24 protein-coding genes and 3 pseudogenes are annotated in these 23460 nt (G+C 65.3%); 16 read left to right on the forward strand and 11 right to left on the reverse strand.

The features are described 5' to 3' along the window. On the reverse strand, positions 1-167 hold a 167-nt coding region (locus AC27GT_RS11965), incomplete at its 3' end, for a transposase family protein (RefSeq protein ID WP_487223479.1). A 41-nt stretch (positions 168-208) separates the two neighbouring features. Between AC27GT_RS11965 and AC27GT_RS11970 the strand changes: the two genes are divergently transcribed. From AC27GT_RS11970 to AC27GT_RS11980, 3 genes are all read left to right on the forward strand, one after another. Beyond that, entirely contained in the window at positions 209-1030 is an 822-nt protein-coding gene (locus AC27GT_RS11970) for a C1 family peptidase (RefSeq protein WP_148228655.1), read from the forward strand. A gap of 90 nt (positions 1031-1120) precedes the next feature. Continuing rightward, positions 1121-2383: an MFS transporter gene (locus AC27GT_RS11975; RefSeq protein WP_028493939.1), complete on the forward strand. Its 1263-nt coding sequence runs from the start codon at positions 1121-1123 to the stop codon at positions 2381-2383. A 75-nt stretch (positions 2384-2458) separates the two neighbouring features. Then, complete coding sequence (locus AC27GT_RS11980; protein WP_038032562.1) at positions 2459-4051, forward strand: outer membrane protein assembly factor BamB family protein; 1593 nt, start codon at positions 2459-2461, stop codon at positions 4049-4051. Between the two features lie 300 nt (positions 4052-4351). Here AC27GT_RS11980 and AC27GT_RS11985 read toward each other — a convergent pair whose 3' ends face one another. Continuing rightward, a complete protein-coding gene (locus AC27GT_RS11985) occupies positions 4352-4564 on the reverse strand; it encodes a helix-turn-helix domain-containing protein (RefSeq protein WP_015717267.1) in 213 nt (70 codons plus the stop codon). On the opposite strand from AC27GT_RS11985, the gene AC27GT_RS11990 reads away from it, so the two are divergent. The 7 genes and pseudogenes from AC27GT_RS11990 to AC27GT_RS12020 all read left to right on the forward strand — a co-directional run bounded on the left by AC27GT_RS11990 (position 4547) and on the right by AC27GT_RS12020 (position 8603). After that, a complete protein-coding gene (locus AC27GT_RS11990) occupies positions 4547-4768 on the forward strand; it encodes a hypothetical protein (protein WP_015717266.1) in 222 nt (73 codons plus the stop codon). The two genes, AC27GT_RS11985 and AC27GT_RS11990, sit on opposite strands and share 18 nt — an antisense overlap. Continuing rightward, positions 4756-5326, forward strand: a pseudogene (locus tag AC27GT_RS11995) (transposase); the annotation flags it as partial. The gene AC27GT_RS11990 and the pseudogene AC27GT_RS11995, both read left to right, overlap by 13 nt. Before the next feature lie 146 nt (positions 5327-5472). Beyond that, positions 5473-5769, forward strand: a pseudogene (locus AC27GT_RS12000) (helix-turn-helix domain-containing protein); the annotation flags it as partial. Positions 5770-5872: 103 nt separating this feature from the next. Beyond that, on the forward strand, positions 5873-6808 hold the full coding sequence (locus AC27GT_RS12005) for a hypothetical protein (protein ID WP_015717263.1): 936 nt from the start codon (positions 5873-5875) through the stop codon (positions 6806-6808). Continuing rightward, a pseudogene (locus AC27GT_RS12010) lies at positions 6804-7494 on the forward strand (integrase core domain-containing protein); the annotation flags it as partial. The gene AC27GT_RS12005 and the pseudogene AC27GT_RS12010, both read left to right, overlap by 5 nt. Positions 7495-7673: 179 nt before the next feature. Next, positions 7674-8354: a zinc metallopeptidase gene (locus AC27GT_RS12015; protein ID WP_015717261.1), complete on the forward strand. Its 681-nt coding sequence runs from the start codon at positions 7674-7676 to the stop codon at positions 8352-8354. After that, the gene (locus tag AC27GT_RS12020) at positions 8355-8603 is read left to right on the forward strand and encodes a TFIIB-type zinc ribbon-containing protein (protein WP_015717260.1); all 249 of its coding nucleotides are present in this window, start codon (positions 8355-8357) and stop codon (positions 8601-8603) included. Between the two features lie 82 nt (positions 8604-8685). Here the strand turns inward: AC27GT_RS12020 and AC27GT_RS12025 are convergent, their stop codons facing one another. From AC27GT_RS12025 to AC27GT_RS12055, 7 genes are read right to left on the reverse strand one after another with little or no spacing between them, the layout of a single operon-like run. Further along, on the reverse strand, positions 8686-9012 hold the full coding sequence (locus AC27GT_RS12025; RefSeq protein ID WP_015717259.1) for a nucleoside triphosphate pyrophosphohydrolase family protein: 327 nt from the start codon (positions 9010-9012) through the stop codon (positions 8686-8688). Continuing rightward, the gene (locus AC27GT_RS12030; RefSeq protein ID WP_015717258.1) at positions 8999-12031 is read right to left on the reverse strand and encodes an AAA family ATPase; all 3033 of its coding nucleotides are present in this window, start codon (positions 12029-12031) and stop codon (positions 8999-9001) included. Before AC27GT_RS12030 ends, AC27GT_RS12025 begins: the two co-directional genes overlap by 14 nt. Beyond that, a complete protein-coding gene (locus AC27GT_RS12035; protein ID WP_038069444.1) occupies positions 12028-12525 on the reverse strand; it encodes a GerMN domain-containing protein in 498 nt (165 codons plus the stop codon). The genes AC27GT_RS12030 and AC27GT_RS12035 overlap by 4 nt, the downstream gene beginning before the upstream one ends. A 2-nt stretch (positions 12526-12527) precedes the next feature. Beyond that, positions 12528-13673, reverse strand: coding sequence for an N-acetylmuramoyl-L-alanine amidase family protein (locus AC27GT_RS12040; protein ID WP_487224206.1), 1146 nt, complete (start codon positions 13671-13673; stop codon positions 12528-12530). Next, positions 13670-14104, reverse strand: a complete 435-nt coding sequence (gene smpB, locus AC27GT_RS12045; RefSeq protein ID WP_126170754.1) for an SsrA-binding protein SmpB — start codon at positions 14102-14104, stop codon at positions 13670-13672. The genes AC27GT_RS12040 and smpB overlap by 4 nt, the downstream gene beginning before the upstream one ends. 47 nt (positions 14105-14151) lie before the next feature. Continuing rightward, on the reverse strand, positions 14152-14859 hold the full coding sequence (locus AC27GT_RS12050; RefSeq protein WP_487224207.1) for a carbon-nitrogen hydrolase family protein: 708 nt from the start codon (positions 14857-14859) through the stop codon (positions 14152-14154). A gap of 1 nt (position 14860) precedes the next feature. Next, entirely contained in the window at positions 14861-15466 is a 606-nt protein-coding gene (locus tag AC27GT_RS12055) for a biotin transporter BioY (protein ID WP_019550159.1), read from the reverse strand. Positions 15467-15652: 186 nt separating this feature from the next. On the opposite strand from AC27GT_RS12055, the gene gap reads away from it, so the two are divergent. From gap to tpiA, 3 genes are read left to right on the forward strand one after another with little or no spacing between them, the layout of a single operon-like run. Next, complete coding sequence (gap, locus tag AC27GT_RS12060; RefSeq protein WP_015717252.1) at positions 15653-16648, forward strand: type I glyceraldehyde-3-phosphate dehydrogenase; 996 nt, start codon at positions 15653-15655, stop codon at positions 16646-16648. Then, positions 16649-17818 carry a phosphoglycerate kinase gene (locus AC27GT_RS12065; protein ID WP_015717251.1) on the forward strand — a complete coding sequence of 390 codons (1170 nt, stop codon included), beginning with the start codon at positions 16649-16651 and terminating at the stop codon, positions 17816-17818. Positions 17819-17873: 55 nt separating this feature from the next. Further along, positions 17874-18626, forward strand: a complete 753-nt coding sequence (gene tpiA, locus AC27GT_RS12070; protein WP_015717250.1) for a triose-phosphate isomerase — start codon at positions 17874-17876, stop codon at positions 18624-18626. Here the strand turns inward: tpiA and AC27GT_RS12075 are convergent. Both AC27GT_RS12075 and AC27GT_RS12080 read right to left on the reverse strand, forming a co-directional pair. Next, positions 18623-19018 (reverse strand): type II toxin-antitoxin system VapC family toxin, encoded by a 396-nt coding sequence (locus AC27GT_RS12075; protein ID WP_008632333.1) that lies wholly within the window; start codon positions 19016-19018, stop codon positions 18623-18625. The two genes, tpiA and AC27GT_RS12075, sit on opposite strands and share 4 nt — an antisense overlap. Next, positions 19015-19239, reverse strand: a complete 225-nt coding sequence (locus tag AC27GT_RS12080) for a ribbon-helix-helix domain-containing protein (RefSeq protein WP_008632330.1) — start codon at positions 19237-19239, stop codon at positions 19015-19017. Before AC27GT_RS12080 ends, AC27GT_RS12075 begins: the two co-directional genes overlap by 4 nt. Positions 19240-19340: 101 nt before the next feature. Between AC27GT_RS12080 and AC27GT_RS12085 the strand changes: the two genes are divergently transcribed. The 3 genes from AC27GT_RS12085 to AC27GT_RS12095 all read left to right on the forward strand — a co-directional run bounded on the left by AC27GT_RS12085 (position 19341) and on the right by AC27GT_RS12095 (position 23252). Further along, the gene (locus AC27GT_RS12085) at positions 19341-20804 is read left to right on the forward strand and encodes an ATP-binding protein (RefSeq protein WP_015717249.1); all 1464 of its coding nucleotides are present in this window, start codon (positions 19341-19343) and stop codon (positions 20802-20804) included. A gap of 323 nt (positions 20805-21127) precedes the next feature. Next, complete coding sequence (locus tag AC27GT_RS12090; RefSeq protein ID WP_081454917.1) at positions 21128-22102, forward strand: hypothetical protein; 975 nt, start codon at positions 21128-21130, stop codon at positions 22100-22102. A gap of 13 nt (positions 22103-22115) precedes the next feature. Further along, positions 22116-23252 carry an MFS transporter gene (locus AC27GT_RS12095; RefSeq protein ID WP_015717247.1) on the forward strand — a complete coding sequence of 379 codons (1137 nt, stop codon included), beginning with the start codon at positions 22116-22118 and terminating at the stop codon, positions 23250-23252. Positions 23253-23460: the final 208 nt, after the last annotated feature.

Raw genomic sequence — 23460 nt, forward strand, 5'->3', positions numbered from 1 at the left:
TGGGGCAAGAGGTGGGGGTTGGCGCGGGCGAAGCGTTCCACGCCCCTCAGGGAGTCCACGCGGGAAAGAAAAGCCACCAGGATGAGGGCCAGGAGGCCCCAAAGGGGGTACTGCCGGTTGCGGGCCCGGGGGTCGGGGATCTGGGACAGGGCTTCGCGCAGGGTCATGCCCCCTCTTTACTCCAGGAGCCGCATATAGGTCAAGTCTGTTGACCGATTACAAACTCTTGACACGACCTCAGACCAGGATATATAATGATAGAAAGGAGCGTGAAAAAACCATGAGCGCACCGACCAGGGATATTGGAATTGTTGTTAGTAAGGTTGGCGAGCTGGCGGTGACGGGGCTCCCATGCTTCATGTACCATGACCCCTATCACGAGCGCTTTGTCAACTATATCCGCTTACTGGTGGCCCAGAACCTGCCTGTTCTGGTCCGTCTGCATCCGGGGTGGAACTACCCTATGGAGGAGGACATCCTCCGGAAGGAAGTCGACCGCACTGGGCACGCGGTGCTGGTGGTGGGCTATGACGACGCCGCCGAGGAATTCATCCTTCTCGACCCGTGGGATCAAAGCCACTGGGGGGGAAGCAGGGGCGGAGAGTGGCGTATCGGCTACCGTGAACTTGGCCTCCTTGCCGTGGACTGCACTAGAGACGCTGTGATTACCGGTGTCTTGCCGAATGTGGAAATCCAGTTCGACGGCGTGGATGCACTCCAATGCAACGTCACGTATTCTTGTCCCGAGCCTCTCTTCCGGACCTTTATTGCAGAGGAGGCATTCCTGACGCTGACCGTGCCAAAAGGCTTGCAGCTGGACACGGACGGGGACCAGATAAGCCTTGGCCAGCTGCAGCCGGGGGAAACACGCTCCGTGGTTATTCCCGTGATCTTGGAAGACCCTGTAAACGGCGAGATTACGGCAGAGATTGATCTTGTCATCCGCTCCCTCTGGTTGCGAGACTGGAAGGAGACCATCCGGGTCGTCTCCCGTCATCGTATCACTGCTATTGAGCGGGCCATGGTCTAGCCAGGTAGCGCATAGCCTTACCGTATCCCCTATTCCGTCATCTCACGGAGGCCATGCTTCCTCAAACACTAGCCTCTGCGGGGGCGTTTTATGCATAAAGCCATCGCCACCTTGAAGGCCTTGAAGGCTAGGTTAGGGCTAGTACTTCTCACCCGAGAACTCCCATTCTCGTACTTTTTCATCAGCAGGACCCTGTCCCGCATTGGCGAGAATGTATTCTCCATCGCCGTCCCGTGGCTGGTGTTTCAGCTGACGGGCAGCACCCTACAACTCGGACTGGCCTTTGCCCTCCAGGTTGTCCCTTCACTGCTGCTAGCTCCCTTTGCTGGCGTTTACGTGGACGCCGCTTCCAGAAAAAGAGCGATGCTCGTTTCGGAGGGTTGCCGGGCACTGCTCGGTCTGGCTGTGACTGGGCTGTCCCTCCTGGGTAGCCTCCAGGTGTGGCACCTGTATCTCGCGGTGGTGGCCCATGCGGTCACCGCCAGTTTTCTTACCGTGGCAGCCGGGGCTGCTATTCCGGCCCTCGTGGACCAGGTTGACTTAACGCGCGCCAACGCGCTCATCAGGTTGAGCCGCAACCTGTGCGACATCTTGGGCAAGGTCATGGCCGGCCTACTCTTGGCCTGGCTGGGCCCGGCGTACACGTTCCTGGCGAATGCCGCCTTGACTTTCGCGTCCGCGGCTCTGTTGTTGCCGCTCCGGGGCATAGACGGGGGATCCCCAGTGGTGCGGGGCTGGCGGCCAAGGGTACTACAGGACTTTGTGAGTGGAGTGGGTATCCTGCGCCGCCACAGCGCGGCTGTGCTTGCCATGGCGGATCTGGTGGTGATCAACGTCGGTATTCCGGTCCTGGCAATAGCCCTTCCCGTCATTTCTGAAGAGGTCCTGCGCCAGGGTGCCGCTGGCTATGGGCTCCTCACCGGAGCGATGGCGCTCGGGGCCATCGTTGCCACCCTGATAGCCGCTCTGCTGGTCGGACGCATGGACGAGGGCCGATTGTCTGGGCTTGCCACGGTCCTGTTCGGCCTCCTGGTTGTTTCCCTGGGCTTCGTGAGGGCACTGGAGTGGGGGCTGCTGGCGATGACGCTTATCGGTCTGACGGCCGAATTGGTTTCGGTCTACACCTCCAGCATTCTGCAGCGGACCCTTCCTTCGGATGTCCTGGGCCGGGCCTTTGCTGCCCAGTTTACGGCCCTACGGATCGTCCCCGCGGTCGTGTTCCTGAGTGCCGGTTCTGTTCTCCAAACGTTCGGCGTGCAAACGTTCTTGATCGTGGGGGGTTCTATAACTGTTCTCATCGCGGCGCTCTTGCTCCAGCTCAGGGTGCGGGGTGCGCGAGAGAAAAACCGATGAGGTGGGGTTCCAATAGGGCCATCCGGGTTGGGGAGAGACTGCGAGGAGAAGCTACAAAGAGGAGGTGATACAAAGATGAAGCTGCGGTGGATCCAGTACATCCAAGGAGTCCCACGGTATCCTGTTCTGGCTGGCGACAAAGTCATGATCGTGGCATATAACCGGACGGTACACCAGTACGAGGTGATGGCCTGCCGCTCCCACGACGGGGAGCTCAGGTGGAAGTTAGCTCTCCCTGCCGGCGGCTACGGACGTCCAGCAACGGACGGATCGAGGCTTTACATGCTCTGGGGCCAGTCCGGGTTGGCTGCCCTAAACGTCGAGAACGGAGACCTGCAGTGGGCATGGAAAACACCGTGGCGGATCAGGAGCGGCCCGGTTCTTTTTAAAGACATGGTCTACCTATGTGCTGGAGACTCTATCATCGCCGTCAACAAAGAAGATGGGCGGGAAACACGAAGGTTCCAGGTGGGGCGAACATTTCTGTTCGGCAACCCCTGCGTCTCCCTTATTGACTCCCATCCTTTGTTGTTTGTCTTGGGTGCGGAACCGTCAAACAATTACCTGTACTGCGTCTCCCTAGACGACACGGGAGCACCCGTCAGTCTTGAGTGGAAACGGCCAATTGGTAAGACCGGAGTTGTGTCGTCGGAAACGGCCGGACCTGCCGTGGGCGCCGACCGTATCGTGATCGGATCGCTCGACGGCACAGTTACCTGCTTCGCATGCGCCACGGGGCAGGTATTGTGGACAGATCACGTGGGGGAGGTCACGATTCGCAGCGCTGCCTTTACGGATGGGGAACGTGTCTACGTCACCACACTCGGGGGCTCCATTCTCGCTTACAGCCTGCACACGGGGGCCCGGTTGTGGGAGCGGCAATTGTACGCGGAGGGGATCTGGGCCCCTCCAGCCCTGGCGGCTGGACTTCTGATCGTCCTGGGTGGTGGTGTCCTCGAGGCCATCGACCCGTCCAACGGGTCGTCCGTGGCACAAGTTGCGGTGGGTCATGGCCCCTACTCCGCCCCCGTTCCCTCCGGAACTCATGTATTCGTGGGCGGTGGGGATCCCCCGTTCACGGGCTATCTCTTCGCGGTGGACCTGGCGGTGGCCGATCCCACCAGCATGGCGGACCAAAACCTCGCCGATCTTGAAATCCAAGCTAACGATTGGGAAATTCAGATTTCCTTCCGGGTTCCACCTTTGGTTACAGACCTCTGGCTCGATGGACGGCCCCTGGGGGCGGATGCGGTGATTCGTCCTGTTCGTCGGGCAGATCGGGCTTACTTTCGCATTGCGCTCGCCCCCGGCAAGCGCATCGGAAAGTACGCCCTCCCTGTGGCACTGTGGCGCCAGGATAAGCTCATCTGGAACACGATTCTCGTCGATCTCGGAATGAACCGTGGGCCTACATTGGGGTTACCTCAGCAAGCGCGGGTCTCACATCTCATCTTTGAGCCCCAGGCCGAGCCAACTGCCAGCGGTGCTGCCGCGTTGTCGATGCTGCTTGGGCATTTTGGGCTGAAGGTGTCCCAGCAGCACGTCAAGGAGATGGCGGACTATCTGGTGGAAACGTGGCAGGTGGACCCACACCACAAGTGGTCTGGCGTGGCAATGCGAATTTCCCACGCAGGCGCCCGCGATGTGCGAGCTAAGAAGCCGTCGTAAAGGTCAACGGGAAAACTCGCCTCGATTTTACATGGCCCCTAGGATCCGCTTTTACCTCCCCCGCCCTCAGCCAGGCCCTTAGCCCCTGCAGTAAGCCCATCACCCGGGTGTCCACCAGAAGGCTCAGGCCCAGGGCGTGCAGGTAGATAGGGAGGCGGTAGATGGGGTAGAGAGAGACTTCCTTCCCCAGCGCCTCCGCCACCCAGCGTTGCAGCTTGAGCCCCGTCCACAAGCCGCCTTCAGGCGGGAGGCCTTGGCGGTAGATGAGGGCCTGCAGAACCCTCTCCCGTTCTTCTGGGGTCAGCTTTGGCGGTTGTCGTGCCTCCTATCCGGGAGGGCCTCGAGGCCCTCCCGGTTGTAGCGGGCCACGGTGGCGCAAACCCAGCGGGAGGTATGGAGGGCGATGGCGGCCACCTCCTGGGCGGTGAGGCCCTGCTTGGCGTGGTACGCCGCCAGAGCCTTCTTGATCCGTTGCTGGAGCTGGGGGAGGGTCAGGTGATCAACGACGGTCATGGGGGTAAAAAGGGTATCACCTACCACGCCACCCAGGCCTGGGCCCAGGATCTCTTTCCCGAGCCCCCGCCTTCCCACCAGTCCCTGGTCTGGTTTGCCCACCGCTACCTGGACGAGGCCATGCTGGAGGCCCTACTGCAAAAGCTCCGGGCGAGACCTGAGGAAAGGCTTTCCCGGGAGGATGAGGCGGGCCCTTTCGCCTAAGGGACACCACGGGGCTTCCCTACCGAAGCAAGGACCGCCTCCCCCGGTGGCGCAGGGGACAGGAGGCGCGGCGGGTGCGAGGGCATGGGAGGCTCTGGGCCCTTGCCCGATGGTGGAGGGGGCTAAGGCTTCTGGTTCTGGAGGGGGTTTGGGTGGGGCCAGGGTATGCCTCGGACCCCCGGCTTGGGCCGAGGGTTGCGGCGGTTTGGTCGGGAGGGTGGGGTGCTTTTGGGGGACGCGGGATTTGACGGGGAGGAGGTTTGGCGGGTGGTGAAGGGGCTTGGGGTGCGGCCCCTGATCCGGTTGCGGGAGAAGGGGGAGGTCCGGGATGCAGTGCGGCGTTGGGCGGCTTTCCACTGGGAGGATGCGCTGTATCGGTTTCGTGGAGTGGTGGAGGGGGTGTTTGGGGGGATGAAGAGCCGGTGGGCCGGGGGCTACTTGATGGAGCGCAAGCCCTCTTCGGCGATGAAGCGGATCTTCCTGGAGGCCATCGCCTATGACCTCCGGATCCTCCTTACCCTCACCCCTGTTCCCAAGGGGTTCAAGCCAATTTACTAGGCAAGCCCAGGGGGCCTGAGCCCGGACAGAAACATGTGAGACTCAACATGTGAGACTCTAGAGACCCGGGATGGGATAAAAAGGAGGGGGACCGACTCCGAAAGGAGGTCCCCCAAGCGCAGCTTGCCACAGTTAGCAAAGAGGTCATAAGAGGGGCCAAGCTCGCCTTCCAGCTCGCCGAGGCTCAAGCCGGCGACCCCAAAGTCAAGGAACGCCTGCGCAAGCTCAAGCAGGTGGAGACCCTACGCCGCCACGGGGTGGACTGGGAAGAGGTCCAGGACCTGGTGGGCCTCAGCCGGGCCACCTACCACCGTTGGAAGAGGAGGCTCAAGGAAGAGGGGCTCAAGGGTTTGGTCCCCAGGTCCAGGCGCCCCAAACGCTTGCGGCGGAAGCGACACTGGACTCCTGAGCTTCTCCTGAAGGTGGAGGCTTTGAGGAAGGAGGGCTTTGGGGTGACTCAAAACTTGCACTTATCCATCCCTCTCAACCCTATGCAACCGGGGCACTTGAAAAGGGCTGCGGGTTTCCCGTCTGATGACGGGTGCCATGCCCACAGCCCAGTACCTACTCTCGGCCATCCTAGCCCTTCTGCCAAGCCCCCACCTCCAGGAGTCCCTCGAAGCCCTCCTCCTCCTGCTCTTGCAGGGCCACGGCAAAGCCAGACCCCAGCACAGCCAGACCAAGTCCCCCGCAAGGTGTTTCCCTCACGGGAAAGCAGCCGCCCTCTCCCGCTTCTTCAACCGGTATGCCTGGCCCACCCGCACCCTCATCCGCCTCGCCCGAAGGGAGGCGGAAAGGGCCCTGGACCGCGCCAGGCCCAGACGGGGTCCCAAGCCCAGGCTCCTGGTGGTCCTGGACCTGGTCACCCTGGAGAAGCGGGGCCTCCTCAGGGCCCTGCCTCTCTCCTTCTTCCACGGCAAGTGGGGCCTCCACCTGGGGGTGGTCTACCTGGTCCACGGCGAGCTCCGCATCCCCTGGAGCTACCGCGTATGGCGGGGCAAGGGGGAAAAGAGCCTCTCCCTCCTGGCCCTCAGGCTCTTAGCCTCCCTGCCCCCTTGGATGCGGAAGGCCTTCCGGGTGCGGGTGGTGGCCGATACCGCATTCGGCACCATCCGGTTTTTGCGGGGGGTCAGGGAGCTGGGATTGGAGGCGGTGGTAGGGATGCGGCGGTTTAGCATCGAGCACTTCTTCAAGGCCATGAAAAGCGAGTTCTCCCTGGGTCAGTTTGGGCAGCGGACAGCTTTGGGGGTGCACCGTTTTCTGGTGCTTTCCCCCCTGGCCTACCTGCTGGCCCACTGGGTAAAGCTGGCCTCTGAGGAGAAAGGGTGTACCTGGTGGGAGGCGGCGAGACGGCTCTTTCCTGAGCCGGTGGCCCTGATCCTTTCGCGCGAGCTCTCGCTCCTGGGGCTCTGGCCTCCACCTCCAGGGAAAGGGGTAGAAGATGCGTGTTTATGCGGGATATGCGGGAGGTGCAAGTTTTGAGGTGAGCGAGCGCACGGTGGGGCGCATCCTGGCCTACCTGGAGAGGCTAGGGAGGGTGGCGAGCGTGGCTGCCTTTTCGGCGCGGGCCCGGCGGGGGAAGGCAAGGAGGAAACCCCGGCGTCCCTACGCCCAAAGGAAGCCCAAGGGCTACGAGGCCCAAGCGCCGGGCGACCTCATCCAGGTGGACACCTTCACCGTCACCCTAGGACCCGGGGAGATGATCCGGCACTTCTCGGCCGTGGACCTTGCCACCCGCTTTGCGCTGGCGGAGGTGCACACCCGGGCTACGGCCGACCTTGCGGCCGGCTTCCTGGCCTACCTGATTGCGCAAGCGCCCTTTCCCATCCGGCCATCCAGGTGGACGGGGGGGCTGAGTTCATGGCCGGGTTTGAAAAGGCCTGCGAGGGGTTGGGCATCCGGCTCTTCGTGCTGCCTCCCAGGAGCCCCAAGCTCAACGGTCACGTGGAGCGCATACAACGGACCTTCAGGGACGAGTTCTACACCCGGTCGTTGCCTTCACAGATCCCCGAGCTCCAAAGGGAGCTTGACGCCTACCTGGACCACTACAACCGCCGGCGACCCCACCGGGCCTTGGGGGGCCTGGCCCCTTTAGAGTACCTGGCTAGAATACGGGGGGAGGCGGTCCCCACAGAGTCTCAAATGTGTTGACCGACTACAGATCCTTGCCAGAAAGGGCCGAGTCTGGTATAAAGGGAACCGCGGGGAGTAGCCGCCCCTTGTGGGGCCAGCCGGTCGTCAGTACGGGAGCAATCCCCGGTCGGCTGGGGCGCCTGAGGGCGCATGGCGAGACCACCTGTATGGGTGGCCTTGGTTTTTGCTACTCCTCGGAAGGAGGTGGACGGGAATGGACATACTGGCGCTCTTGCTCATGGGGTTGGTCTTCGTGGCCAGCCTGGTGATTCAAGGCGGTCTTCAGGCTACCTTCGCCCGATTCAGCCGGGTGGCCAACAGCCGGGGGCTTACGGGGGCTGAGGTGGCCCGGGCCATCCTGGATGCCCATGGCCTCACCCACGTCCGGGTGGAGCCGGTGCCCGGGGCCCTCACGGACCACTACGATCCTCACGCCAAGGCGGTGCGGCTTTCCGAGCCCAACTACGCCTCGCCCAGCCTGGCGGCCCTGGCGGTGGCCGCCCACGAGGTGGGGCATGCGGTCCAGGATGCCCATGGCTACACCTGGCTTCGGGTGCGGGCCAGCCTGTGGCCAGCGGCCAGCCTGGGCACTAACCTGGGCCCGATCCTGGTGGTGGGCGGGTTGATGCTGGGGGCCATCGGTTTGGCCAAGCTTGGGCTTTACCTCTACCTGGCGGTGGCCCTATTCCAGCTGGTGACCCTCCCCGTGGAGTTCGACGCCTCCAGGCGGGCCCTGGAGTTCCTGCGGCGTATGGGCTTCCTCTCCCAGCAGGAGATGGCCCCTGCCCGGCAGGTGCTCACCTGGGCAGCCCTCACCTACGTGGCTGCCTTGGCCAGCTCCTTGGCCACCATCCTCTACTATGCCAGCCTCCTCATGGGGCGGAGGGAGGAGTAGATGCCCCTTCTCCTTTGCCCAAGCTGCCAGGTGGGCATGAAGGAGGTGGAAAGGCGCGGGGTCCTCATTGACGTCTGCCCCCAGTGCGGGGGGGTGTGGCTGGATAGGGGGGAGCTGGAAAAACTCCTGGCGGAGGCCAAGGAGGTGGACCGGGCCTACGAGGAGGAGCGGGAGGCGTACTTCCGAAAGGAGGGGAAGCCCTACCGCAAGAAAAAGGGCTTCTTGGAAATCTTCGACCTCTTTGACTAGGCCTGAAGGCCAATCCCCCGGGGACCCTACCCCGGGGGATTGAGGTCTTCCCTTTCTTCGCGCAGGGGTCGGCGCCCTTGCGCTAGCGATTATCCCCCGAGCCCCCCAGTTTCCCCCGTTCCAGGCGGGAGCGAAGCTTGGCCAGGTTGCCTTGAGCCACCTCCTCCAGGCCCACCCCCAGGTCGGTGGCCAGCTGGGCCACATACCAAAGCACATCCCCGAGCTCTGCCACCAGATCCTCCCGGGCGGCCTGGCTGAGGTTTCCTCCATGGTCCCGGAGGATTTTCTTTACCTTGTTGGCCAGTTCCCCAGCTTCCCCCGCCAGGCCCAGGGTGGGGTAAAGAAGCCGGTAGGCTTCGGGGTAAAGGGCGGTTTTCTGGGCCTCCTGCTGGTACTCATTTAGGGTCATGGCTAGCCTCCTTGCGGATGGAGAACACCCGGCTCACGCCCCCTTGGGCGGTGACCCCATAGAGGGCGTGGCAGGCTTCCATGGTGCGCTTCTGATGGGTGACCAGGATGAACTGCTTGCCTGAGTTGAGGAAGCGGGTGAAGCGGACGAGGTTGGCCTCGTCAAGGGCGGCGTCCACCTCATCCAGCACGGCCAAGGGAAGGCCACCCTGGAGTTCACCCAGGGAGAAGAGGAAGGCGAGGGCTCCCAGGGTCTTTTCCCCCAGGGAGAGGAGGCGGAGGTCCTGGGTGCGCTTTCCCGCCGGAATCACCACCAGCTTTAGCCCCTGCCCTTCCCGCTTCACCTCGGCCCGGGCCCCGAGGAGGGCTAGGGCGTATTTTTGAAAGGCATTTTGGAAAACCTGGTAGCTTTCCTTCAGCCTCTCCCCGTAGGCTTTTTCCACAGCCTTGGCCTCGGCCTCGAGGCGAAGGAGGGCTTCCGTGGCCTCCTGCACCTCTTTGGCCTGGGCCTCGAGGCGGGCTTCCAACTCCATTAGCTCCCTTTCCGCCAGGGCGTTTACGGGTCCCAAGGCTGCCCGTTCCCGCTCCACCTGGGCCAGCCTGGCCTGGAGGGCCCTGGGGGTGCCGGGTAGGCGGTCTAGCGGGGGGAAGGAGGCCCTCTCCCGGCCCAGTTCCTCCAGGAGGGCTTCCCTGCGGGCCAGGAGCAGGCGGAGGTTTTCCCGCTCGCTCAAGAGGCTGTTGGCCCGGGTGAGGGCCCGGGTTTGCTGGTCCTCAAGGTTTGTCCTTTCCGCCCGCACGGCCTTAAGGCGTTCCTCTAGCTCCTGGGCCTTGGCCAGAAGGGGCTGGGTGGCGGCGAGTTTGGCCTTCAGTTCCTCCATCCTGGCCTGGGTGCGGCGCACTTCCTCCTGGGATGCCGCCCAAGCCTCCCGGGCCTGGGAGAGGAGGCGCCAGCGCTCGTGGGCCTCCGCCTGGGCCAGGATTCCTTCCAGCTCCTCTCTTTCCTTCTCCAGGGCCAGAAGCCGGGCCTCCTCCCAGGTTTCCTGAGGCGGTGTGGGGGGTTGGGGAGGCGGGGGTAGGGGGGAGCGAAGCCTGGCTTGCAGGGCTCCCACCTGGGCCCGGGCTTCCTCCAGTCGGCGATGGGGAAGAAAGGAGGCCAGGGCTTCCTCCAGGGCTTTGATCTCCCTGGCGAGCTGCTCCTGCTCGGTTTCCAGGTCCCCCAGGCGCCGCCTTAAGAGGAGGGTTTCCCCACCTCCCTTTAGGCGCCCACCGGATAGGGCTCCCAGGCGCTCCAGCACCTCGCCTTCTAGGGTGACCACCCTTTCCCGGCCCGAAGCCCTTCGGTACGCCAGGGCTGCATCCAGGTCGGCGAAGATCAGGGTATCCCCCAAGAGGGCCAGGAGGATTTTCTCCTCGGGCAGGCCCGACTGCCGGAGCCGGGCCAGGCGGAAGGCAGGTCCCAGGAGGCCGGGCACGGGAGGGGGAGAGGGAGGAGGTGGCGGGGACAGAAGGGTTAGGGGCAGGAAGGTGGCCCGGCCCCCTTCCCGTTTCAGGAGGGCGATGGCGGCCTTGGCGGCCTCCTCGTCCTGGGTGAGGACCCATTGGAGCCGGGGGCCCAGGGCCACCTCCAGGGCCAGCTCCAGCCCCGCTTCGGGCTGCACCAGGTCCGCCACTACCCCCAGCACCCCAGGAAGCTTCCGCACCTTTCGGGGTCCCTCGTGCAGGTCGCTGCCAGCCTCCAGAAGCCGCCTGAGCCGCTCGGCCTCCCTGAGGGCTCCCTGGGCCTGGGCGCGCAGTTCGGCGAGGCGGGTTTCCAACCGCTTCCGTTCGGCCATTTTCCCCTCGAGGTCCCGAAGTTCCTCAAGCCTTTGGGCAAGCTCCTCCTCCAAGCGGGTGCGTTCCGCCAGGGCTTCCTGGTAGGCCTTCAGGCGTTCCTCGTAGCGGGCGGTTTCCGTCAGGTACCGGCGGAAGGCTTCCTCGTGGCGCTTTTTGGCGGCCAGCAGGCGGGCTTCTTCCGCTTTCAAATGCCTAAGCTGGGTGCGAAGATCCTCGAGGGGCCGGGGGGGAGGGGGTATTGGGGGGCCAGGGTCTTCAGGTGGGGGACGGTCCAGGGCCCTTTGCAACCGGGCGAGTTCCTTAAGCTCCCGCTCGAAGCCCTCCCGCTCCTTTAGGCGCAGGCGCACCGCTTCCAGCTCCTGGCGCAGGGATTCCTCTTCGCGGGCCAGGGCCAGGCGCCTTTGCTCCAGGGCTTGGCGCTCCCTCTCTAGGGTTTCCTCCTCCCTGGCCAGGGCCTTAAGCCGCTCCTCGGCCCTCGCCATCTCGGCCTGGGCTTCCTCCATGCGGGCTTCCAGGAGGCTTACCTTAAGGGCCAGGGCCTCGAGGTCCAGGGCCTGGGCCTGCCTGGCCCGCTTTGCTTCCCCTCTAAGCCGTTCTGCCTGGGCCTTAAGCTCCTGGAGTTCCCGCTCGCGTTCTTCCAGAAGGCGGCTTGCCTCTTGCAGCTCCTTCTCCGCCACCCGGGCGGCTTCCGCCACCGGCCTCAGCCCGGCGGCCTCCTCGAGGTGGGCCAGCAGGACTTCCTCGGGGGCTTCCAGGAGGGCGGCCACCTCCCCCTGGCCCACGATGGCGTACCCTCCTCGGCCGAGGCCCGTGCCCGCAAGGTGGAGGGCCAGGGCCTTGGCGCTTAAGGGGCGACCGTTCACCCGAAAGAGGGAGCGGTCCCCTTCGATGCGCCGTTCCACGGTAAGCCTTTCCCTTCCCCGAGAAAGCTCCAGGCGGACCTCCGCCATGGCCTGGGGCGGGCGGCCCTCGCCCCCATGGAAGAGAAAGGTGCCCAGTTCCTGCCCGCGTAGCTCATGGGCGCGGGCTCCGGTCACGAAGCGCAAGGCCTCCACCAGGTTGCTCTTGCCGGAGCCATTGGGCCCGATGATCCCGGTGATGGGGTCCGGGAAGTCCAAGGCGGTGCGCTCCGCAAAGGACTTGAACCCCTGGAGGACGAGGCGGTCGATGCGCCAGGTATCCCTCATGGCAGGCGGAAAGGCTGGCTTAGATCCAGATGGGCTAGGCCCGGCTTGGGTTCTCCCTCCACCAGGAAGCGCACCTCCTGGGCCTGGGGGAAGGTGGAAAGGAGGGTATAGGCCAGACTGTAGAGGCGCAGGGCTTCCTGGCTGGCATCCAGACCCAGGGCAAAGTCGGCGGGAAGATCCACCACGAAAAGCTTGCCCAACCGGTAGAGGGCCCGGGGCTTGGGGGCTTGAAGGGCCTCGGCCCAGGCGGCCAGGACCTTGTTTTCCGGGGTATCCCCGGGGGCCAGCTCGAGGGTACGGGTTTCCTTCAGGAGGCCCTGGGGCGGGTTGGGTAGGTAGAGGAGCACGGGCAGGCTGCTTGCGGCCGAGGCTTCCTCCGAGGGCAAGGGCAGGGCGGATGAAGCCCGCCATCCCTGGCTTTGCCAGTAGACCAAGGCTCCCAAGGTGAAGAGGACGAGGCCAAGGAGGTTCCAGAAGGTCAAGAGTCGGCGCATGGCTACTCCAGATAGGTGCGGATGGCCTGGGCGATGGCCTCCGCCACCTGGTTGCGGGCCTCAGGGGTCTTCAACCGTTCCACTCCCACCTCCAGGACAACTCCCGACCCGGGAATGTCGGTGAGGGCGTAAGGACCCTCCGCCCGGGCCAGCACGATGCCCAGGGCGGAAAAAGCCTTTTCCAGGGCCTCGGCCAGGCGCCGTGGGTCGCCGGCGTAGACCTTTAGCAAGGTGGCTTGCTCTGCCGGGGCTGAGGCCAGGAGGGCTTCGGCGTTTTGGGCTAAGGGGGTGGAGCGGGCCTTGGGCAGGTAGAGGTTCACCGCACTGCCCTGGGTGACATGGAGGGAAACCACCACCGAGGCTGCCTGGGCCAGGCTCAAGCGGGCCTCGAGGGGCACGGTTTCATCCCCTTGCCGGGAGACCCGGGCGTTGGGCAGGCGGGCGGCCACCCGCCTGGCTAGGTCGAGGGTGAGGTCCTTCTCCAAAAGCCCCCCTGCCGAGATGCCCGGGTCCTTCCCCCCGTGGCCGGGGTCCAGGAGGACCGTGGGCCTGGGTCTGGCTGGGGGGCTCCACTCCAGGATCACCTGGCCTCCTCCGGGGTAGTAAAGCCTAGTGGGTGGGGTTTCCAGGGTGAGGCGAAGTCCCCGGGCTTCCTGGCTGAGGCCCGCTCCTTCTCCCTGGGCCAGGAGGAAGAGGACGCTATTGCCCTCCACCAGGGCGTTCACCTCCCGGGAGAAACGCAGGATAACCCGTTCTGGCCTCCGCTCTATGCCGAGAAGCCTGGCCCAGGGAAGCCGGAGGAGGATGCCCTCCTGGGCCCGGTACTCGAGGCCCAAGGCCTCGCTCAAGGGGCGCAAGGGGATGAACACCTCCTGGTCACGCAGCCAGGCTGCCCCCCGGGCGGCGGCCTGGGCCTCGTTTTCCACCAGGGGGAAAACCTTGTAGCGGCTTCCCAGGCCCAAGGCCAGTTGGTCCTGCCCCTGCCAGAGGGAAAGACCCAGCCCGCGGGCCACCAGGCGGGCTTCCCCATAGGCCAACCCCCGGCCTCCGGGGTAGATGGCTTGGCCCACCTCCCTCCCCACCGTGAGGGGTTTGGGTGCCTGGGCCAAGGCCGGAAGAAGCAAGAGGAGGATTCCCCAGGGCCTCATAGCTCCTCCAGGGCACGCCGGACCGCCTGCCGTTTGTCGTCGGCCTTCTTCTCGTACGCCTTCTTGCCCCGGCCAAGGCCCAGGAGCACCTTGGCGTAGCCCCGTTCATTGAAGTAGATCTTCAGAGGCACCAGGGTGAGGCCCTTCTGTTCCACCCTGCCCCTTAACCGGTTGAGCTCGTGGCGGTGAAGGAGAAGCTTGCGCTTTCTCCTGGGGTCCACGTTGGTGTAGGATCCCTTTTCATAGGGGGCGATGTAAAGGTTTTCCAGGTAAAGCTCGCCGTTTTCAAACTTGGCAAAGCTGCCCGTGAAATCCACCTTACCGGCGCGGAGGGACTTGACCTCGGTTCCCTTCAGGACGATCCCCGCCTCGTAGGTTTCCAGGATCTCGTAGTCGTGCCGTGCCCGGCGGTTCTCCAGCACGAAAGCCATCTTATACCACCCCACCCTGGCGAAAGCCAGGGTGGGGGCCCCGGCTATCAGAGGCGGTAGGCTTCTGGCCGCCGGTGGCGGAGGATGGGATACCGGGTGCGGTACGCCTCCAGGAAGGCAAAGTCCAGGTCAAAAAGCAGAAGCCCCTCCTCATCCTTAAGCCCCAAAAGGTGCCCGTCCGGGGCCACGGCGAAGGAGGGGCTTCCCGTGTCCGCCCGGTTGGCCAGGAGCAAATAGGCCTGGTTCTCTGCGGCTCGGGCCCGGGCCAGGACCAAGAGGAGCTCCCCGTATTCTCCGGGCCAGGCGGAGCCCACCAGAAACGCCTCCACCCCCATGAGGGCGTAGCTACGGAAAAGCTCGGGAAAGTCCAGGTCGTAGCAAAGGGCAAGCCCAAACCTGCGTCCCTGGAACTCCCACACCACGGGGCCTTCCCCAGGCTCAACGCCCTCGTCCCCTTCCTCCCCCAGGGCCAGGAAGGGATGCACCTTGTCGTAGAAGGGACCCTGGGGGAAGACGCCAAGCCGGTTCCTGGGGCCTTGGGCCAGGTAGCCCGCCACCACCCTCATGCGGCTTTCCTCGGCCAGGGCCTCGAGGGCTTGGGGAAGGTCTTCTTCCCCTTGCCTCCCCAGGACCAGCTCGGGGAGGAGGAGGGCCAAGGCTCCCTCCTCCCGGGCCTGGTGCACCAGGGGGACGAGGATCTTTAAAAGCCTAGGTAGGCTTTCCTGCCTTCCAAGGTGGGCCAGGGCCAGCCGCACGCTAGCGCCTTCCCAGGACCTTCCAGGCGGAGGGCAGGACCAAGGCCGCCACCACCGCCTTCACCAGGTCCCCGGGGATGAAGGGGAAAAGCCCCATGGCCAAAAGGGCGCCGGTGCCCGCAAACTTTCCTGCCCCCATGAGCCAGGCGGCAAGCCAGGGAAGCCCCACCAGGTAGAGCAGGGCGTTTCCCGCCAGCATGGCCAAAAGGGTTCCCAGGAAGCTCCGGTCCAGGCCGAACCGCTCCACCAGTAGCCCCACCAAGCCTGCGGCCAGGGGGAAGGCCAGGAGGAAGCCCCCGGTGGGGCCGAGAATCTTGGCCAAGCCTCCTGTACCCCCGGCAAAGACGGGTAGGCCCATGGCTCCTTCCGCCAGGTAGGCCAAGAGGGACAGGAAGCCAAGACGGCTTCCCAACGCTGCTCCCACCAGGAGGATCGCCAGGGTCTGGCCGGTGATGGGCACGGGGGTGAAGGGCAAAGGAATGCTGATCCGGGCGGCCAGGGCCACCAGGAGGCTACCCGCCAGGATCAGGGCCAGGTCCCGGGCCAGGGTGCGGTGGGGCCAGAGGGTTTTAACCAGGGGTGGATAGGGGAGAACCTCGGTTTTCATCTTCCATACCTCCCGGACCACGCGGGGTGGTCGTCAACGAAAATACGCTTTTCGGGTTGACGGGTCAAGGGGGAGGGTTTGCTTAAGGCAAGTGCCGTCAATCACTTATGAGAAAGCCGATATACTGAAGCCATAGCTCTTGACCCCTACGGTAAGGGGGCGAGGAGCCACGTGGGGAGGTAAGCTATGAAGGTAGGCATCAACGGATTCGGCAGAATCGGCCGTCAGGTGTTTCGCATCCTCCACGGGCGAGGGGTGGAGGTAGCCCTCATCAACGACCTTACCGACAACCGGACCCTGGCCCACCTGCTCAAGTACGATTCCATCTACCACCGCTTCCCCGGCGAGGTGGGGTACGATGACGAGAACATTTACGTGGACGGCAAGGCCATCCGGGCCACCGCCATCAAGGATCCCAAGGAGCTTCCTTGGGGAAGCCTGGGTGTGGATGTGGTCATCGAGTCCACGGGGGTGTTCACCGATGCCGACAAGGCCAAGGCCCACCTCGAGGCGGGAGCCAAGAAGGTCATCATCACCGCCCCGGCCAAGGGGGAGGACATCACCATCGTCATGGGGGTGAACCACGAGCAGTACGACCCGGCCCGGCACCACATCATCTCCAACGCCTCCTGCACCACCAACTCCCTGGCCCCGGTGATGAAGGTCTTGGAGGAGGCCTTTGGCGTGGAAAAGGCCCTCATGACCACCGTCCACTCCTACACCAACGACCAGCGGGTCCTGGACCTGCCCCACAAGGACCTGCGCCGGGCGCGGGCGGCGGCCATCAACATCATCCCCACCACCACCGGGGCCGCCAAGGCCACGGCCTTGGTGCTTCCTTCCCTGAAGGGCCGTTTCGACGGAAGTGCTTTGAGGGTGCCCACGGCCACGGGGAGCATCTCCGACATCACCGCCCTTCTCAAGCGGGAGGTGACCGCAGAAGAGGTGAACGCCGCCCTCAAGGCGGCGGCCGAGGGGCCTTTGAAGGGCATCCTGGCCTACACCGAGGATGAGATCGTCCTTCAGGACATCGTGATGGATCCCCACTCCTCCATCGTGGACGGCAAGCTCACCAAGGCCCTGGGCAACCTGGTGAAGGTCTTTGCCTGGTACGACAACGAGTGGGGCTACTCCAACCGGGTGGCGGATCTGGTGGAGCTGGTGCTGAAGAAGGGGGTTTAGATGCGCACCCTAAAGGACCTGGACCCCCGGGGGAAGCGCATCCTGGTGCGGGTGGACTACAACGTCCCCATCAAGGAGGGTGTGGTGCAGGACGATACCCGCATCCAGGAAAGCCTTCCCACCCTGCGCCACCTCCTCGAGGCCGGGGCTTCCCTGGTCCTCCTCTCCCACCTGGGCCGGCCCAAGGGGGTGGACCCCAAGTACTCCCTGGCCCCGGTGGCGGAGGCCTTGGGCCGGTACCTGCCCAGGGTCCGCTTTGTGCCCCATAGCCCAGGCTCGGAAGAAGCCTACCAGGCGGTGGGGGCCTTGACGGCGGGCGAGGTGGCTCTCCTGGAAAACGTGCGCTTCGAGCCAGGGGAGGAGAAGAACGATCCCGATCTTGCCGCCCGCTACGCCCGGCTGGGGGAGGCCTTTGTCCTGGATGCCTTTGGTAGTGCCCACCGGGCCCACGCCAGCGTGGTGGGGGTGGCGAGGCTTCTCCCTTCCTTTGCCGGGCTCCTCATGGAAAAGGAGGTGAAGGCTCTTTCCCGGCTCCTCCGGGATCCGGAGAAGCCCTATGCGGTGGTCATCGGGGGGGCCAAGGTTTCCGACAAGATCGGGGTCATAGAAAACCTCCTTCCCCGCATAGACCGCCTTCTCATCGGCGGCGCCATGGCCTTCACCTTCATCAAGGCCCTTGGGGGCGAGGTGGGAAAGAGCCTGGTGGAGGAGGACCGGCTGGATCTGGCCAAGGAGCTGCTTCGGCGGGCGGAATCCTTGGGGGTAAGGGTGCACCTGCCCGTGGATGTGGTGGCGGCCGAGCGGATCGAGGCTGGGGTGGAAACCCGCACCTTCCCTGCGGACGCCATTCCCGTGCCCTATATGGGCTTGGACATCGGGCCCAAGACCCAGGTGGCCTTCGCCGAGGCCTTGAAGGGGGCGAGAACAGTCTTCTGGAACGGGCCCATGGGGGTCTTTGAGGTGCCGCCCTTCGACGAGGGTACCCTGGCGGTGGGCCGGGCGGTGGCGGCCTTGGAAGGAGCCTTCACCGTGGTGGGAGGGGGCGACTCCGTGGCGGCGGTGAACCGCCTGGGCCTTAAGGACCGGTTTAGCCACGTGTCCACCGGGGGTGGGGCGAGCCTCGAGTACCTGGAGAAAGGCACCCTCCCGGGGATTGAGGTCCTGGAGTAGGAAGACCTAATCCGGCCCCGCCCCCTGGGGCGGGGTTTTCCTGTAGGATAGCGGCATGCGCAGGGTTTTGGTGGCAGGAAACTGGAAGATGCACAAGGTGCCCTCGGAGGCTAGGGTCTGGCTTGCCGAGCTCAGGAGGCTTCTGCCTCCTTTAGAGTCCGAGGTGGCGGTGCTGCCTGCCTTTCCCATGCTTCCCGTGGCCAGGGAGGTGCTTTCCGGTGCCCAGGTGGCCTACGGGGCCCAGGATGTCTCCCCCCACCGGGAAGGCGCCTATACGGGGGAGGTTTCCGCCCGGATGCTTTCCGATCTCGGGTGCCGCTACACCATCGTGGGGCACTCGGAGAGGCGGCGCTACCACCACGAGACGGATACCCTGGTGGCGGAGAAGGCGAAAAGGCTTTTGGAGGAGGGGGTTACCCCCATCCTTTGCGTGGGGGAACCCTTGGAGGTGAGGGAAAGGGGAGAGGCGGTGCCCTATACCCTGGCCCAGCTAAGGGGAAGCCTCGAGGGCCTGAACCCCCCGGGTCCTGAGGCCTTGGTGATTGCCTACGAGCCGGTCTGGGCCATCGGCACCGGGCGGAACGCCACCCCACAGGACGCCGAGGCCATGCACCAGGCCATCCGCCAGGCCCTGGCGGAGCGGTACGGCCCGGGGTTTGCCCAGCGGGTGCGCATCCTCTATGGGGGGAGCGTGAACCCCAAGAACTTCGCCGACCTCCTCTCCATGCCCAACGTGGACGGGGGGCTCGTGGGCGGGGCGAGCCTGGAGCTTGAAAGCTTCCTCGCCCTCCTCCGGATCGCGGGTTAGGGGAGTACCCGGATGGTCCCCTCCTGCGCCACCACGTGAAGGTGCCGGTCCAAGCTTAGGACCAGGCCCCCGTTCCGCTCGGCTACGGCGACGACCGCGGCGTCGGCAAAGCCCAAGGGCAGGTCCCGGTACCGGGCCACGAGCGCCCTGACCCGGGGCAGGTCTTCTTCCCCGCATTCCAGGGAGAAAGCCCCGGCCTCGAGGTCTTGGAGGAAGGCCTCGAGGGCCCCAAGGCCCAGGCGCCTTTCCGCGAGGTAGGCGATCTCGGCGAGGATGCCCATGGGCACCAGGTAGGGACCTGGATCAGAAAGAAGGAGCGCCTTAACGCGGCCGTGGTCCGGGTCCTTCCGGTTCAGGAGGGCGAAGAGGGCGGAGGTGTCCAGAGTGATCATCGCTCGGACCAGACCCTTTCCAGCCACCCCTCGGAGGCGCGCCCGGAGAGCTCCTCGTCCTCGCCCACGCCTAGGGAACGAAAGGCGGGTCTTTGGCGCTGGGTAAGGTAAGCGGCCAAGGCCTCCCGGATGAGCTCTGCCTGGCTTTTGCCCTCCCGCCGCGCGGCCTCCTTTAGGGCGCGGTGAAGCTCAGGGGGGAGGTAGAGGGTCGTCTTCTCCATGTCTTCACTGTACACCTTATATGGTAGGTGTCGTCAGCGGACCTCGAGGGTCAGAGCCGCAGGGGCGGAAGCTCAGGCCCTCACACGTCTAAAATGGCTCCATGGCCCTGGATTTCCCGGCAAGCCCCCTGGCCCCCGCCCTCCGCCTCCTGGAGGAAGGGCGGGACCGGGAGGCGGAAGCCCTCCTCCAAACTTCCCAAGAAGGCCTCCCGGAGGCCGAGCGCCTGGCCCTTCTAGGCTTCGTAGAGGCCCGTAAGGGGAACCTTCGGGCCTACCGCGCCCTGGCCCTGGAGGCCGCCCGAAGGGCCCAGACCCCCCTCACCCTCTACCACCTGGGCCTGGCCCTCCCTCCAAAGGCGGGGGCCCTGGCCCTGGAGGAGGCCCTCCACCGCTTCCAGGGAGACCCCAAGGCCGAGGCCCGCCTCGCCTTCGCCCTGGCCCGCGCCCTAAGGGGGCTTGGCCGCCTCAGGGAGGCCCTGGGCTACGCCGCTCTTGCCCTTGCCCGGGGCTTTGGCCCCTTCGCCCTCCTGGAGTGGGCCTGGCTCGCCCTCCTCGCCGAGGAGGACCCTCCCCTCCCCGACCTCCTCCGGCAGGTGGAACTCCTGGCCCTGGAGGGGGGCACGGGGCTCTACGCCCGCTTCCTCATGGCCCACCTGCGCTTCCTCCAGGGGGAGGAGGCCTCGGGGAGGGCCTACCTGCGGAAGGCCCTTGGCGAGGCCCCTCTTCCCGCCCTTCCCTACCTCGCCCCCGCCGGGGTGCGCCTCCTGGGGAAGGAGGTCCTCCCCTTCCTCCTGGCGGCGAGGCCCTGGGCCAAGGAGCCCCTCACCCAGGCCCTCCTCGCCTTGGCCGAAGGGCTCTACCGGGAGGACGAGGAAGGGGTGGCCAAGACCCTGCCCCTCCTCCTGGAGGAGGTGGCGGAGGAGGCCATGCGGGGCCTCCTCTTCCTGGGAAGGCCCCACCCCCTCCTGGGGGAGCTCTCCCGGAGGGGGCAGGAGCTCCTCTGGGCCGCAAGCCCCTCGGCCCACTTCCAGGCCCTGGGAGAGCCAAGGCTTGGGGGCAAGCCCCTCCCCCTGCGCCAGGCGGAGCTCCTCGTCCTCCTCCTCGCCCGGAAGGAGGGGTGGAGGGGGGAGGAGCTGGCCCTGGCCCTCTACGGGGAGGCCAACGGGCCCGCCCTCCGCATGGAGGTGCTCCGCCTGAGGCAACGGGGGCTTGCCGTGAAAAGCCGGCCCTACCGCCTGGCCCAGGCCCTACAGGCGGACTTCTTGGAAGTATGGGGGGCCCTGCGTCAAGGAGACCTGAGCGGGGCCCTTGCCCGCTACCGGGGCCCCCTCCTCCCCCAGAGCCAGGCCCCGGGGGTGGAGGCCCTGAGGGCGGAGCTGGAAGAGGCCCTGAGGCGGGCGGTCTTGGCCCAGGGCGAGGTGGAAAGCCTCTTCCTCCTGGCCGAGCGCCTGGGGGAGGACCTGGGGGTCTGGGAGGCCCTCCTGGAGAGGCTACCCTCCCAAGACCCCCGCCTTCCCATCGCCCAGGCCCGGGTGGAAAGGCTCAGGAGGGAGTGGGGCCTCTAAGGTACCCCACCGCAGCTTTGGCCGCGGTGGGGGCCCCAAAAGGTATTCCCACAGCCCCGGCTTGGGCATCCCATGTTGCAAAGCCGAAGTGGCGCTTAGAGCCCAAGCCCCGGGGGCGGGCAGTGGGGGGCGAGGCACTGGGGAAGGACCCCAGAGCCCCCGAGGAGGGCGAGGAGAAGCCACAGGAACTGCATGTTTAAAGGCTACCCAGGCTTACGTAACCTCCGCGTAACGCCCTGGGGTCTTTATGAGAGTCTTCTGAGTTACGCGGGCGTTACCTTCCTCTTGCTACCCTGAGGCTAACCCGTAAGGGGGTGAAGGAGATGCTCAAGGAAGTGCAGGAGGTCAAGGTCGGCGGCCGGACGCGGCGGGTTCACGTGAGGCCCTTCGCCTGGAACCTGCACGCGCCCACCCACATGGAGTGGACCCCGGACGGCAGGCTCCTGGTGGTGGAGCGCACCACGGGCAAGGTGAAGGACGTCACCAAGGGCGGGGACATGGAGGAGGCCAAGCCCTTTGCCTGGGGGCTCCAGGGGCCCTCCAGCATGTGCCCGTTGCCCGACGGCAGGATTATTCTTTCAGAGTTTTGGGGCGAAAGGGTGGTTGACATCACACATGGTGGACCTGCCTCCCAAATGCCAGTCTTTTGCTCTGGCCTGATAAGGCCTTATAGCATCACTTGTGTTAGAAGTAGGAAAGGAAGCCATCGTATCTTCGTAGTCTCGTCAGCTCGGTCTGACTCTCTGGAAGATGTCAGGGGCCTTGTCAGCGAGATTACTACCGGAACGCCAACCCCCGTGATCATAGACATCCCGAGTCGGCGTTCGGTGGGTACCGAAGGGTTTACCCCTCCAGAAACTTGGCCAGAAAACTGGAGCGCCTTTGCAAGTAAGTGCAGTAAAAACTCATGGACAACCTTCCTACCCGATGTAGAGGATACCCTCGTTCTGGCGATTTCGAGCCTAGGACGCGTAGTGGTGTTTCCACTTGAGGAGCAAAACTCTAGGCCCCAGAGTGCCTTAGAGATAGCAGAAAGGCACACGATCGGTTACGATTTGGGTGAGCTCGGAGGTATCATTGGCCATCCCTACAACCACCTGCTGTACGTCACACAACCAATTCAAGGAACTATAATTGCCCTAGATCCGCAGGAATCTAGAAGCTATGCATTTGATCCCCCGGTTGTGAGGGGCTTGCCCTCTCCGACTTGCGTGCGCTTCACCCCAGATGGGGAAAAGATGCTAGTTTGCTCTCCCACAAATGGGGTCGTCTGGGAAGTAACAGGCTTCTCTTCATGACAAGCGTCCTCTAATGCTTGTGGCCCCGCTCCTTGCTCTGGAAGCCTTCCGCCTCTTCGGGGCGGGGTTCTTCTACTTCGCCCACGCCGCCCTCACCGCTCTTGGGGCCTTGAGCCCCCTAGAGGCCAGCCTAGCCCTGGCCTTCCGCCTCCTGGCCGAGCCCCTCTTCGCCCTCTACGGGGGGCATCTGGCCGACCGGTGGCCTAGGGGAAGGCTCCTCCTCCTGGCCGCCTTGGGCCAGGGAGGGCTCACCCTGGCCCTCCTCCCCCTCCTCAGCGCCCCCTCTCCCCTCCCCCTCTACCTCTTGGGCTTCCTCTTCGCCTTCCTGGAGGCCCTGCGGATGGTGGCCGCCGGGGCCCTCCTCGCCGACCTCCTCCCCAAGGAGGCCCTGGCTCGGGCCCGGGGGCAGCTGGGGGCCTTCTATGCCGCTGCCGACGCCCTTTCCGATCTGGCCGCAGGTCTCCTCTTCACCCGAAGCCGCCCCTGGACCGTCGGCCTGGGAAGCGGGCTCCTCTTCCTCGCGGCCGGGCTCTACCGCGCCCTTCCCCTGCCCCCAAGATCCTCGGTGAGACCAGAGGGGGGAAGCCTCTTGGGCTTGCGCTTCCTTTGGGAAAGCCCCTCCCTCCGTCCTCTCCTGCTCCAGGAGGCCCTCCTGGGCCTGGCCTACGCCTTCTTCGCCGGCCTCCTGCCCTTTGTGGTTCTGCGGAGCCTGGGGGAGGTCTCCTGGATCCTGGGCCTCCTGGGCGCAGTCCAGAGCCTCGGGGGGGCCTTGGGAGGGCTCTTGGTAGGGGCGGTCCTGGGGCGGTTAGGAGAAGGAGGTACCCTGAGGCTCGCCCTGGGCCTCGCGGGGCTAGGCCTCCTGGGGACCGCCCTGCTTCCCCCCTGGCCCCTCCTCGCGGGTTTGACCTTTCTCCTGGGGGCTGGGGGCGCCCTCTTCGGCGCGGTGGCCGGGGCGGTGCGCCTGAGCCAGGCCCCCCCGGAGCTTCGGGGCCGGGTGGCGGGAGGCTTTCTCTTCCTGAGCGGAGCCCTGGCCCCCTTAGGCCCCCTCTTAGGCGGGGCCCTGGCGGGGGTGGCCCTCCCCCTTCCCTTCCTCCTGGCCGGAGGGCTCCTCCTCGCCCTCGCCCCCTGGGCGGGAAGGGGGTGGCGGTGAAGGCAGGCTAGTACGGACACTTAAAGCCCCGGCCCCGGGGGCGGGCAGTGGGGGGCGAGGCATTGGGGAAGGACCCCAGAGCCCCCGAGGAGGGCGAGGAGAAGCCACAGGAACTGCATGTTTAAAGGCTACCCAGGCTTACGTAACCTCCGCGTAACGCCCTGGGGTCTTTATGAGAGTCTTCTGAGTTACGCGAGCGTTACCTTCC

The sequence above is a fragment of the Thermus sp. KWY1 genome (genome assembly GCF_057547025.1).

What these genes read in the sequence shown, in the direction of transcription:
- AC27GT_RS11975 (WP_028493939.1), top strand. Translation starts at nt 1,121, where the DNA reads ATGCATAAAGCCATCGCCACCTTGAAGGCCTTGAAGGCTAGGTTAGGG.
- AC27GT_RS11980 (WP_038032562.1), top strand. Translation starts at nt 2,459, where the DNA reads ATGAAGCTGCGGTGGATCCAGTACATCCAAGGAGTCCCACGGTATCCT.
- AC27GT_RS11985 (WP_015717267.1), bottom strand. Translation starts at nt 4,564, where the DNA reads ATGACCGTCGTTGATCACCTGACCCTCCCCCAGCTCCAGCAACGGATC.
- AC27GT_RS12005 (WP_015717263.1), top strand. Translation starts at nt 5,873, where the DNA reads ATGCCCACAGCCCAGTACCTACTCTCGGCCATCCTAGCCCTTCTGCCA.
- AC27GT_RS12015 (WP_015717261.1), top strand. Translation starts at nt 7,674, where the DNA reads ATGGACATACTGGCGCTCTTGCTCATGGGGTTGGTCTTCGTGGCCAGC.
- AC27GT_RS12020 (WP_015717260.1), top strand. Translation starts at nt 8,355, where the DNA reads ATGCCCCTTCTCCTTTGCCCAAGCTGCCAGGTGGGCATGAAGGAGGTG.
- AC27GT_RS12025 (WP_015717259.1), bottom strand. Translation starts at nt 9,012, where the DNA reads ATGACCCTAAATGAGTACCAGCAGGAGGCCCAGAAAACCGCCCTTTAC.
- AC27GT_RS12030 (WP_015717258.1), bottom strand. Translation starts at nt 12,031, where the DNA reads ATGAGGGATACCTGGCGCATCGACCGCCTCGTCCTCCAGGGGTTCAAG.
- AC27GT_RS12035 (WP_038069444.1), bottom strand. Translation starts at nt 12,525, where the DNA reads ATGCGCCGACTCTTGACCTTCTGGAACCTCCTTGGCCTCGTCCTCTTC.
- AC27GT_RS12040 (WP_487224206.1), bottom strand. Translation starts at nt 13,673, where the DNA reads ATGAGGCCCTGGGGAATCCTCCTCTTGCTTCTTCCGGCCTTGGCCCAG.
- smpB (WP_126170754.1), bottom strand. Translation starts at nt 14,104, where the DNA reads ATGGCTTTCGTGCTGGAGAACCGCCGGGCACGGCACGACTACGAGATC.
- AC27GT_RS12055 (WP_019550159.1), bottom strand. Translation starts at nt 15,466, where the DNA reads ATGAAAACCGAGGTTCTCCCCTATCCACCCCTGGTTAAAACCCTCTGG.
- gap (WP_015717252.1), top strand. Translation starts at nt 15,653, where the DNA reads ATGAAGGTAGGCATCAACGGATTCGGCAGAATCGGCCGTCAGGTGTTT.
- AC27GT_RS12065 (WP_015717251.1), top strand. Translation starts at nt 16,649, where the DNA reads ATGCGCACCCTAAAGGACCTGGACCCCCGGGGGAAGCGCATCCTGGTG.
- tpiA (WP_015717250.1), top strand. Translation starts at nt 17,874, where the DNA reads ATGCGCAGGGTTTTGGTGGCAGGAAACTGGAAGATGCACAAGGTGCCC.
- AC27GT_RS12075 (WP_008632333.1), bottom strand. Translation starts at nt 19,018, where the DNA reads ATGATCACTCTGGACACCTCCGCCCTCTTCGCCCTCCTGAACCGGAAG.
- AC27GT_RS12080 (WP_008632330.1), bottom strand. Translation starts at nt 19,239, where the DNA reads ATGGAGAAGACGACCCTCTACCTCCCCCCTGAGCTTCACCGCGCCCTA.
- AC27GT_RS12085 (WP_015717249.1), top strand. Translation starts at nt 19,341, where the DNA reads ATGGCCCTGGATTTCCCGGCAAGCCCCCTGGCCCCCGCCCTCCGCCTC.
- AC27GT_RS12090 (WP_081454917.1), top strand. Translation starts at nt 21,128, where the DNA reads ATGCTCAAGGAAGTGCAGGAGGTCAAGGTCGGCGGCCGGACGCGGCGG.
- AC27GT_RS12095 (WP_015717247.1), top strand. Translation starts at nt 22,116, where the DNA reads ATGCTTGTGGCCCCGCTCCTTGCTCTGGAAGCCTTCCGCCTCTTCGGG.